8 protein-coding genes, 1 tRNA gene and 2 pseudogenes are annotated in these 10925 nt (G+C 70.2%); 7 read left to right on the top strand and 4 right to left on the bottom strand.

All coding sequences use genetic code 11. The features are described from left to right. Nucleotides 1-339 (bottom strand): annotated as a pseudogene (locus tag JM949_RS28470) (hypothetical protein); the annotation flags it as partial. A 215-nt stretch (nt 340-554) separates the two neighbouring features. Here JM949_RS28470 and JM949_RS28465 point away from each other — a divergent pair. Then, nucleotides 555-2111 carry a S8 family peptidase gene (locus JM949_RS28465; RefSeq protein ID WP_203151263.1) on the top strand — a complete coding sequence of 519 codons (1557 nt, stop codon included), beginning with the start codon at nt 555-557 and terminating at the stop codon, nt 2109-2111. Between the two features lie 67 nt (nt 2112-2178). Here JM949_RS28465 and JM949_RS28460 read toward each other — a convergent pair whose 3' ends face one another. The 3 genes from JM949_RS28460 to JM949_RS28450 all read right to left on the bottom strand — a co-directional run bounded on the left by JM949_RS28460 (nt 2179) and on the right by JM949_RS28450 (nt 4247). After that, nucleotides 2179-2985 (bottom strand): WecB/TagA/CpsF family glycosyltransferase, encoded by an 807-nt coding sequence (locus tag JM949_RS28460; RefSeq protein WP_203151262.1) that lies wholly within the window; start codon nt 2983-2985, stop codon nt 2179-2181. Then, entirely contained in the window at nt 2982-4097 is a 1116-nt protein-coding gene (locus JM949_RS28455; protein ID WP_203151261.1) for an NAD-dependent epimerase/dehydratase family protein, read from the bottom strand. The genes JM949_RS28460 and JM949_RS28455 overlap by 4 nt, the downstream gene beginning before the upstream one ends. A gap of 64 nt (nt 4098-4161) precedes the next feature. Then, nucleotides 4162-4247, bottom strand: a tRNA-Leu gene (locus JM949_RS28450). A gap of 207 nt (nt 4248-4454) precedes the next feature. Between JM949_RS28450 and JM949_RS28445 the strand changes: the two genes are divergently transcribed. The 6 genes and pseudogenes from JM949_RS28445 to JM949_RS28420 form a co-directional block, all read left to right on the top strand. After that, complete coding sequence (locus JM949_RS28445; protein ID WP_007454122.1) at nt 4455-5243, top strand: FhaA domain-containing protein; 789 nt, start codon at nt 4455-4457, stop codon at nt 5241-5243. 6 nt (nt 5244-5249) lie between these two features. Then, nucleotides 5250-5735: an FHA domain-containing protein FhaB/FipA gene (locus JM949_RS28440; RefSeq protein WP_088986981.1), complete on the top strand. Its 486-nt coding sequence runs from the start codon at nt 5250-5252 to the stop codon at nt 5733-5735. After that, nucleotides 5732-7207: a PP2C family protein-serine/threonine phosphatase gene (locus JM949_RS28435; protein ID WP_203151260.1), complete on the top strand. Its 1476-nt coding sequence runs from the start codon at nt 5732-5734 to the stop codon at nt 7205-7207. The genes JM949_RS28440 and JM949_RS28435 overlap by 4 nt, the downstream gene beginning before the upstream one ends. A 30-nt stretch (nt 7208-7237) precedes the next feature. Next, nucleotides 7238-8727: pseudogene (locus JM949_RS28430) on the top strand (FtsW/RodA/SpoVE family cell cycle protein). After that, on the top strand, nt 8724-10229 hold the full coding sequence (locus JM949_RS28425; RefSeq protein ID WP_203151259.1) for a peptidoglycan D,D-transpeptidase FtsI family protein: 1506 nt from the start codon (nt 8724-8726) through the stop codon (nt 10227-10229). Before JM949_RS28430 ends, JM949_RS28425 begins: the two are co-directional and overlap by 4 nt. A gap of 1 nt (nt 10230) precedes the next feature. Beyond that, nucleotides 10231-10925, top strand: a 695-nt coding sequence (locus tag JM949_RS28420) for a serine/threonine-protein kinase (protein WP_238434050.1), incomplete at its 3' end; no start/stop codon positions are given.

Raw genomic sequence — 10925 nt, 5'->3', positions numbered from 1 at the left:
GTGGCCGGGGGGCCGGCTGACGGAACCGGCGCCGGCCCCCGGCCCCGACAGCCGGCGGATCCGCCGTACCCGAGGGAGATCGTCGCGACAGAGCGCCGGGCCGGCGGCCACTGTGAGCCCGGCGGCGGCCTGGTCGACCGGGGCGGTGCCGGCACTGAACAACCCGCCGCCGAGCACGGCCGCGGTGAGCGCCACGCCGGTGAGGGCCAGCACCAACAACCATCCGGTACGCCGGCGCAGCAGGCGGGCGTTCCGGAGCCGGGGCAGGCCGTCGGCGACGACGCCGGCGGCCAGCCAGACGGCTGCGATCGGGAGCAGAATGGTGAGCTGACTCTCCATGTTCGAGAGTCTTCCCCGGATCGCGGCGAGGCGAATCCGGGCCCGTCCCCCGTTCGCCCCGGACGCCGGGCCCGTAGGGGGTCATCACCCGAAGGTATGGCCGTTTCGGCATGTTCAACTGCCGGAGAGCTGATCTACCCTCAGCTTGATCGGCGCACGTCGATTGATTCCGGGGCCGGTGTCACGTTCCGCCGCCGGTCAGAGGGAGGTAGGAGATGGGTCTTCCACGAAGGTCCGTACTGATCGGGGTGGCCGCGGCGACCGTGCTGGCCGTCGGCACCCCAGCCCTGGCCGCCGAGCCCGTCGGCGTGGTGCAGGCCGCCGGCGGAGTCACCGCCGTGCCGGACAGCTACATCGTCGTGCTCAAGGACAGCGCGGTGGCCCGGGACCGGGTCGGCGACACCGCGAAGCGGCTCTCCGGACGACACGGCGGCACTGTGGCCCGCACCTACGGCGCCGCGCTGCGCGGCTTCGAGGTCACTGTGGGCGCGAAGGCGGCGGCCCGGATCGCGGCCGACCCGGCGGTGGCGTACGTCGAGCAGAACCACACCGTGTCGATCTCCGGTACCCAGGCCAACCCGCCCTCCTGGGGCCTCGACCGGATCGATCAGCGCAACCTGCCGTTGGACAGCTCCTACACCTACCCGAACACGGCGAGCAACGTGCACGCCTACATCATCGACACCGGCATCCGGTTCTCCCACAACGACTTCGGCGGTCGGGCCACCTCCGGCTACGACGCTGTGGACGGCGGGTCGGCCGACGACTGCAACGGGCACGGCACGCACGTGGCCGGCACCGTCGGCGGATCCGCGTACGGGGTGGCCAAGGGCGTCCAGCTCGTGGGCGTACGGGTGCTGAACTGCTCCGGCAGTGGCACCAACGCCGGTGTGATCGGTGGCGTCGACTGGGTCACCGCGAACGCGATCAAGCCGGCGGTGGCGAACATGAGCCTCGGTGGCGGGGCGAACACCTCGCTGGACAACGCCGTCCGCAACTCGATCGCCTCGGGTGTGACGTACGGCCTGGCGGCCGGCAACGACAACGGCGCGAACGCGTGCAACACCTCGCCGGCGCGTACCACGGAGGCCATCACGGTCGGCTCGACGACCAGCTCGGACGCCCGCTCGTCGTTCTCCAACGTCGGCACCTGCCTGGACATCTTCGCGCCCGGCTCGTCGATCACCTCGGCCTGGTACACCAGCAACACCGCTACCAACACGATCAGCGGCACCTCGATGGCCACGCCGCACGTGGTCGGCGCGGCGGCCCTGGTGGCCAGCGCCAACCCGAGCTGGACGCCGGCCCAGGTTCGCAACCAGTTGGTGGCCAACGCGACCCCCAACGTGGTGTCGAACCCCGGCTCGGGCTCGCCCAACCTGCTGCTCTACGTGGGCACCGGCAGCACCCCGCCGCCGCCCACCGGCTGCACCGGTAGCAACGGCACCGACGTGTCGATTCCGGACGCCGGCTCGGCGGTGACCAGCTCGATCACCATCTCCGGCTGTGGTCGGAACGCCTCGTCCGCCGCCACGGTCGCGGTGAACATCGTGCACACCTACCGCGGCGACCTGGTCATCGACCTGCTCGCCCCGGATGGCAGCGCGTACCGGCTGAAGAACAGCAGCACCTCGGACAGCGCCGACAACGTGAACGCCACCTACACGGTGAACGTGTCCGGTGAGGCGGCCGACGGCATCTGGCGCCTCCAGGCGCGGGACACCTACGCGGCCGACACCGGCTACATCAACACCTGGACCCTGACCGTCTGACCGGCCCCGCCACGCACGAGGCCCCACCCCGGGCACGCCGGGTGGGGCCTCGTGTTGTCTGAAGAGGTCAGACCGAGAAGGTGGCTGGGCGCTCGGTCGCCGGGGCCGGCGGCTGGGCCTTCCACAGACCGACCTTCTGGGCGGCGAGCCGACCCAGGTAGGCGGGGTTGAGGATCACGTAGCGGCGCCAGAGCCGCTTCGGCTCCAGACCGAGACGCCAGAACCACTCCAGGCCGGCACGCTGCATCCACGGCGGGGGCTGGCGCAGCAGCCCGGCGTGGTAGTCGAAGGCCGCGCCGACCGCCATCATCGGCATGTCGAGCAACGGCCGCATGGCGTACGTGAAGACCTCCTGGCGCGGGCAGCCGAGCCCGACCAGGACCAGCCGGGCACCGCTGGACCGGATCCGGTCGGCGATCTCGGCGTCCTCGCCGGGCTGGACGGCACGGAACTTGGACGGCTCCACCCCGGCGATCTTCAACGCGGGGAACATCCGCTCCAGGGCCGGGATCAACCTGGTGAGGGTCTCCTCGGTCGAGCCGTACAGGTAGACCGGCAGCCCCTCGTCGGCGAAACGCGAGAGCACGTGCAGGGTCAGCGTCGGCCCGTAGACCCGGTCGGTGAGCCCGGCGTGGTGCAGCAGGTTGAGCGCCCACCGCACCGGCTGCCCGTCCGGCGTGACCACGTCGAAGGAGTTGAGCCGCGCGTTGTGCGCCGGGTCCAGCACACCGGTCATCACACCGTGCACGGCCAACGCGGTGAGCGCGAGGGGGCGTCGTTCGTGGGCCGCGGTCACCACCGCGTCGGTCGCCGTGGCGTAGTCGGTGGCGTCGACCAGGACGCCGAGCACGTTGCGCTTGGTCCGCGTGGTCATGCTTTGGCCACCCACTTGTCCACGTTGGCCTCGTAGATCTCCCGCAGGATCATCGGCACGTCGTACGTGATCTTCCAGTCCGGGTACTGCGCCTCGAACCGGGCCATGCTGCTGACGTACCACTGGTGGTCGCCGGTGCGGTTCTGCTCGACGTAGTTGATCCGCGCCTCTCGACCGGCGATCTCCTCGGCGATCCGGAACGCCTCGATGTGGGAGGTGTTGGAGTGCCGGCCACCGCCGAGGTTGTAGACCTCCGCGGAACGCGGTGCCCGGAAGAACGCCTCGAACGCGGTGAGCACGTCGTGCGAGTGGATCGCGTCGCGGACCATCTTGCCCTTGTAGCCGAAGAGGTTGTACGTCCGGCCCTCCATCACGCAGCGCATCAGGTAGGCCAGGAACCCGTGCAGCTCGGCTGCCGAGTGCGCCGGGCCGGTCAGCGTGCCACCACGGAAGCAGGCCGTCTTCATGTCGAAGTAGCGCCCGTACTCCTGGACCATCACGTCCGCCGCGACCTTCGAGGCACCGAAGATCGAGTGCAGCGAGTGGTCGATCGACATCTCTTCGGTGATGCCCTGGTACCACCTGTGGTCCTCGGGCAGTTCGTACCGGGTCTCCAGCTCGACCAGCGGCAGGCTGTTGGGCCGGTCGCCGTAGACCTTGTTCGTCGAACAGTGGATGAACGCCGCGTCGATAGCGTGCCGGCGGGTGTTCTCCAGCATGTTGAGCGTGCCGCCGGCGTTCACGTCGAAGTCCGTGTACGGCTCCTTGGCCGCCCAGTCGTGGCTGGGCTGCGCGGCGCTGTGGATCACCACGGCGATGTCCGAACCGTACTTCTTGAACACCTGCTCCAGGCCGTCGCGGTCCCGGATGTCCACCGCGAAGTGGGTGTACGCGTTACCCAGGTCACGGCCGAGCCGTTCCAGGCTCCAGCTTGTGGAGCCGTCCTCGCCGAAGAAGTACCGGCGCATGTCGTTGTCGATGCCGACGACGTCCAGACCGAGGCCGGCGAAGTGCCGGACCGCCTCGGAGCCGATCAGACCGCCCGACCCTGTCACCAACGCGACACTCACACGCCACTCCTGGTCCATCGGAGGCAGAATCCATCGGAGCATAGCGTGACGTCCGGCACGCCCCGATATGACGGAAGGGCCCCGCGTTACGCGGAGCCCTCGCCAGTGGTGGGGATGGGGGGAGTTGAACCCCCACGCCCTTTCGGGCACACGGACCTGAACCGTGCGCGTCTGCCATTCCGCCACATCCCCGTGGCACAACCCGGAACACTGTAGCCGCCCCGGTCCCGCTGTCTCCAACGGGCCTGGGGAATACTACGCTGTCCCCGACGCTCGCCACGAGCGGTTACCGTTCGTGGCGGACGAAAGATTAGCACGGCAGTCCCGGTCCTTCCGAACGGGCCGAGAGCAGGCGGCCGAGCGGCGTGTGAGCTGCGCGCGCGCCGGCCGGATACCATCATGTCCTCGGGACCCGAGGAGGAGCCGGTGAGCGTGCTGCAACGCTTCGAGAAGCGTCTGGAAGGCCTGGTCGAAGGGGCCTTCGCCAAGGTCTTCAAAGGGGTGGTCCACCCCGTGGAGATCCTCAACGCCATGCAGCGGGAGGCCGAGGCGCACAAGGCGATCCTGGCCGGTGGGCGCACGTTGGTGCCCAACCGCTACGTGATCGATCTCTCGCCGTTCGACCACAGTCGGCTGGCGCCGTACGCCGCCGCGCTGGCCCAGGAGCTGGCCCAGTCGCAGGCGGAGTTCATCGGCGAGCAGGCGTGGACGGTCTACGGCGACGTGATCGTGGAGATCGAGCGAGGCGAGGGCCTTGACACGGGCATGTTCCGGGTCACGGCCGAGGTCTACACCGGCGGCGAGGTCGCCCCGGTGTCGGCACCCGGCTACGACGCCGGTCCGCCCGCCTACCCCGCGTACGACCAGGGTGGTGGCTACGGCCCGCCGCCCGGGCACGGTGGTGGTCGCAATGTCCGGCTGGTCTCCGGTGACGGTCGCACCTACCCCCTCCAGATGGGGTCGACGGTGATCGGTCGCGGTGACCAGGCCAACCTGCGCCTGCCCGACGTCGGCATCTCCCGGCGACACGCCCGGCTGGATTTCGACGGGGGCCAGGTCGTGCTTACCGACCTGGGTTCGACCAACGGCACCATGGTGAACGGGCAGCGGGTCTCCGCCGTCGCGCTCAACCCCGGTGACATGGTCCAGCTCGGCACGACGACGCTGACCTTCCGCGTGGACGGCTGATCCGCCTTGCCGGAACTGGTCATCACCGTTGCCCGGTTCGGGTTCCTGATCCTGCTGTGGATCTTCGTGTTCACGGTGGTCGGTGTGATCCGCCGGGATCTCTTCGCGGGCGCCCGGTCCGGGCGTCTGGTGGCCGCGCCACGCGCGGTGGGCGCCTCGACGGGGCAGGCGGCCAAGCCGGCGAAGGTGAAGCGGGGCAGGGCGGCGCACCAGCTGGTGGTGACAGCGGGTCAGCTGGCCGGCACCAGGATCACCCTCGGTGAAGCGCAGATCACCATCGGGCGGGCTGAGGACTCCACCCTGGTCATCACCGACGACTACGCCTCCGCGCGACACGCCCGGCTCGTGCCGCGTGACGGGCAGTGGTACGTCGAGGACCTCGGCTCGACTAACGGCACGTACCTCGATCGCGCTAAGGTCACCGGACCAACCCCCGTCCCCCTCGGCGTGCCGATCCGGATCGGCCGCACTTCCCTCGAATTACGGCCATGACTCTGACCCTGCGCTATGCGGCCCACAGCGACCGCGGTCTGATCCGAGACGGCAATCAAGACTCCGTCTACGCCGGGCCGCGGTTACTCGCCGTTGCCGACGGCATGGGCGGTATGGCCGCCGGTGACGTCGCCAGCAACATCGTCATCGGTGCCATGGCGCCGCTCGACGAGGACGTCCCGGGCGACGCCCTCGTCGACGCGTTGCGTTCGGCCGTGGGCACCGCCAACCAACAACTCCGCGACACGGTGGACGCCAACCCACAGCTGGAGGGGATGGGCACCACGCTGACGGCGACCCTCTTCACCGGCAGCAAACTGGGCATGGTCCACATCGGCGACTCACGGGCCTATCTGCTGCGCAACGGTGAGTTCGCGCAGATCACCAAGGACGACACGTACGTCCAGATGCTCGTCGACGAAGGCCGGATCAGCGCCGAGGAGGCGAGCAGTCACCCACAGCGGTCCCTGCTCACCCGGGCCCTCGACGGTCGGGACATCGACCCGGAATACTCGGTGCGTCAGGTTCTGCCAGGCGACCGGTATCTGATCTGTAGCGACGGTCTCTCAGGTGTGGTCAGCGCCGAAACCATCGGCGAGACCATGCGGGAGTACCCCGACCCGCAGCAGTGCGTCGAGCGGCTGGTGCAGCTCGCGCTGCGCGGCGGTGGGCCGGACAACATCACGGTGATCATCGCCGATGCCACGGACCAGGACATCGTCGAGGCGAGCCCGATCGTCGGTGGCGCCGCCGCCCGCGACCGGGGCATGGCCACCTCCGCCGACGACTCGACTCCGGCCGCCCGGGCCTCGGCGCTCTCCGCGCCGCGTCCGGCCGCGCCCGAGGAGCCGGCGGCGTCGGACGACGATTCGGACCGGCCGAAGCGACATCCGGTACGGACCGCCGCCATGGCGCTGGCCCTGCTGGTGATCGTCGGCGGTGCCGCCTTCGGTGGCTGGACGTACACCCAGCGCCAGTACTACGTGGGGGCCACCGAAGAGGGGCAGATCGCCGTCTTCCGTGGCGTCCAGGGTCAGATCGCCGGGATGGACCTCTCCAGCGTGCACCGGCGCAGCGGTACCCGGCTGGACGACCTCACGGTCGCCGCGCAGGACACCGTCAAGGTCGGCATCCGGGCCAAGAGCGAGCCGGACGCCGAGCGTCAGCTCGCGGAGCTGACCAGCGACACCCCGAGCAATCCCAACCTGAAGCCGCTCTGCCCGCTCGACCCGACCGCCACGGTGGGCAGCACGCCCACGGCAACGCCACCGCCGGTCGGTGCGACGCCGACCCCGAACGGCAGCCCGAGCGTCCGGGCGTCGTCGACCCCCAACGGGGTCGTCAGCGCAAGCCCGACCGGCGGCAGCACCTCCGCTGTCGGCGGGACCGGCTCGACCACCACACCCGACGTAACGCCCTCCGACTCGGCCCCGCCGGCGCTCGACCCGGCCGGTTGCCGGTCTCCCGAGTGAGCGTCGGCTGAGATCCTGAGGAATCCACCCGTGACCGCAGCGGCCACACCGGCACCCTCGCCCGCCACCGCGGGCGAGCAATCCGGCGTACGCCTGGCGCGGTCGCGCCGCAACGCCGAGCTGTCCCTGCTCCTGCTCGCGATGGCGTTGGTGGCCGCGTACGGGGCGACCGTCGAGGCGAACCTGCTGGACACGGTCACCCCGGACTTCTGGATGCCCGCCGCCGCGCTCGGTGCGGTCTTCCTCGGTCTGCACCTGGTCATCCGGTTCCTCGCGCCGTTCGCCGACCCGGCGCTGCTGCCGGCGGTGGCCCTGCTCAACGGCCTCGGGGTGGGTTTCCTGCGCCGGATCGACCTGGGCGATGCCCCGGTGGCCGACCGGGAGAGCCTGGCCGTCTTCGCGGGGCAGGGCGGGCGCCAACTGGCCTGGACGCTCGGTGCGGTGATCCTCGCCGCCGGCCTGCTCGCCCTCATGCGCGACCATCGGTCGATCTCCCGGTACGCGTACACCCTGGGGTTGGCCGGCATCGTGCTGGTGATGATCCCGGCGGTGCTGCCGTCGAGCATCTCCGAGATCAACGGCGCGAAGCTGTGGATCCGGGTGGGCAGCTTCTCCATCCAGCCGGGTGAGTTCGCCAAGTTGGCGCTGCTGGTCTTCTTCGCCTACTACCTGGTGCGCAAGCGTGAGGTGCTGTCGCTGGCCAGTCGACGCTTCCTCGGCATCGACTTCCCGCGCGGGCGCGACCTCGGTCCGGTGGTCGGCGTCTGGTTGATCAGCGTCCTGGTGCTCGTCTTCGAGAAGGACCTGGGCACTTCGCTGCTCTACTTCGGCATGTTCGTGGTGACCCTCTACATCGCCACCGAACGGGTCAGTTGGTTACTGATCGGCTTGGTCCTCTTCTTCGGCGGCGCCTACCTCGCCTATTTCCTCGGTTCGACGGTCGGTGGCCCGTTCGCCAACTTCTACCTGCGGGCGGAGATCTGGCTCGACCCGTTCGCCGACCCGACCGACAAGGGTTACCAGCTCGTCCAGGGTCTGCTCGCCCTGGGCACGGGTGGGCTCTTCGGCGCGGGCCCCGGCGGCGGTCAGCCGGAGATCCTGCCCGAGGTGCAGAACGACTTCATCTTCGCCGGCATCGGTGAGGAGATCGGCCTCTTCGGCCTCTCCGCCCTGCTGGTCGTCTACCTGCTGATCGTGGAGCGCGGCCTGCGCGCCGCGCTCGCGGTCCGGGACTCGTTCGGCAAGCTGCTCGCCGGCGGTCTGGCGTTCACCCTGGGCCTTCAGGTCTTCGTGATCGTCGGCGGGATCAGCAAGCTCATTCCGCTCACCGGTCAGACCACCCCGTTCCTGTCCGCTGGTGGGTCGTCGCTGATGGCCAACTGGCTGCTGATCGCGGTGTTGTTGCGGGTCTCCGACGGAGCCCGCCGGCCGGTGACCGGAGGGGGCGGCAAGACGGCCGGCCCGCCGGCGGCCAGCCCGAGCAGCTGCACGGTGCCCCCACGGAGGTGATCAAGCCGTGAACGCACCCCTGCGCCGGGTCGGCGTCGTCGTCATGGTCCTGTTCGGCCTGCTCTTCGCCAACCTCAACTGGATCCAGGCCTACAAGGCCGACGAATATCGCACCAGCGACTACAACGGTCGGGTCCAGGTCGCCGAGTACGACCGCAAGCGCGGCAACATCGAGGCCGGCGGCACGGCCCTGGCTACCAGCCGGGAGACCACCGGCAACCTCAAGTTCCTGCGCACCTACCCGGGCGGCGCCAAGTACGCCCACGTGCTCGGCTACAAGCCGGTCAACCTGGCGGACCAGGGCATCGAGCGGGTGGAGAACGACTTCCTGGCCGGCACCAGCGACCAGCTGATCGGCGACCGGTTGAAGGACATGTTCACCGGCGACGACACCGGTGGCGGCAACGTGCTGCTCACGCTCTCCAAGCGCGCCCAGGACACGGCGTACGACCAGCTGCGCAACAACGAGGTGGGCGCGAAGAGGGGCGCGGCGATCGCCATCGACCCGCGTACCGGTGCGGTGCAGGCGCTGGTCTCCATGCCCAGCTTCGACCCGAACCCATTGGCCAGTCACAACGGCACCGAGGCGGCCGCGGCGTACAGCAAGCTGGAGCAGGACCCGGACGGCCCGCTGAAGAACCGGGCGCTCTCCGAGACGCTGCCGCCGGGCTCCACCTTCAAGATCGTGGTGGCGGCGGCGGCCCTGGAGAACGGCATCACCAAGACGACCCAGATCCCGGCCGGCTCCAGCTACACCCCGCCCACCTCGGGCAGCCCGATCCGCAACGCCGCCGCGTCGATCTGCCCGGAACCGCAGGTCACCCTGTTGAGCGCGGTCACCGAGTCGTGCAACACCGGTTTCGCCCAGCTCGGCGTACGGCTCGGTGCCGACACCATCAAGGAGAAGGCCCGGCAGTTCGGTTTCGAGCAGGACGACCTCACCGTCGGCCAGCTCGGCGAGGACGGCCTGCCCACTGCGGCCAGCCGGACCGGCGACATGCAGAACCCGGACGGCAGCACCGACCCGGCCGCGCTGGCCCAGTCCTCGATCGGCCAGAACAACGTCCGGATGACTCCGCTGGAGGGCGCGATGATCGCCGGCGCGATCGCCCACAACGGCAGTCAGATGCGGCCGTACCTGGTCCGGCAGTTGCTCGCCCCGGACCGGACGACCAGCTACTACACCGCCAAGGCCCGGGAGTTGCGCCAGCCGGTCAGCGCGCAGGTCGCCACCGACCTGCGGGACATGATGGTCAGCGTGGTCAGGAACGGCACCGGGCAAAAGGCAGCGATCAACGGCTACACGGTCGGCGGCAAGACCGGCACCGCGCAGTCCGCTCCGGACCGGCCCGACCACGGCTGGTTCATCGGCTTCGCCCTGGACAAGGACGGCAACCCGGTCTCCGCGGTCTGCGTGATGCTGGAGCAGGCCGGCCCCGGCGGCAGCGCCGAGGCGGCCCGGATCGCCGGCCAGATCATGCGGGCCGCCATCACTGATCCCGGGGGTCGCTGACATGCTCAGCCCCGGCGTCCAGCTCGGCAACCGCTACCGTCTCGACGAGCGGATCGCCAGCGGCGGCATGGGCGACGTCTGGCGCGGCACCGACCAGGTGCTCGGCCGGACGGTCGCGGTGAAGAGCCTGCTCCCCGCGCTGCTCGACGACCCGGACTTCGCTGAGCGGTTCCGCGGCGAAGCCCGCACCATGGCCACCATCAACCACCCGGGCGTGGTGGACGTCTACGACTTCGGCAACGACCAGCAGATCGCCTTCCTGGTCATGGAGTACGTCGAGGGCGACGCCCTGTCGTCCACCCTGAGCCGGGTCGGCCGGCTCACCCCGGCCCGGACGATGGCCCTCGTCGCGCAGGCCGCGGACGCGCTGCACGCCGCGCACCAGAAGGGCATCGTGCACCGCGACGTGAAGCCGGGCAACCTGCTGGTCCGGCCGAACGGCACGCTGGTGCTCACCGACTTCGGCATCGCCCGCTCCGACCTGGTCGGCCAGCTCACCGCCGCCGGCTCGGTGCTCGGCACCGCCTCCTACATCTCGCCGGAGCAGGCCACCGGCGGCGTGGCCACCCCGGCCTCCGACGTGTACGCCCTCGGCGTGGCATCGCCCGCTCCGACCTGGTCGGCCAGCTCACCGCCGCCGGCTCGGTGCTCGGCACCGCCTCCTACATCTCGCCGGAGCAGGCCACCGGCGGCGTG

It is taken from the genome of Micromonospora tarensis (assembly GCF_016803395.1).
In the GTDB taxonomy this organism is placed as follows: Bacteria; Actinomycetota; Actinomycetes; order Mycobacteriales; family Micromonosporaceae; genus Micromonospora; species Micromonospora tarensis.
Note: the sequence above shows the minus strand (reverse complement) of the source record. Positions and strands in the feature narration are given on the sequence as shown.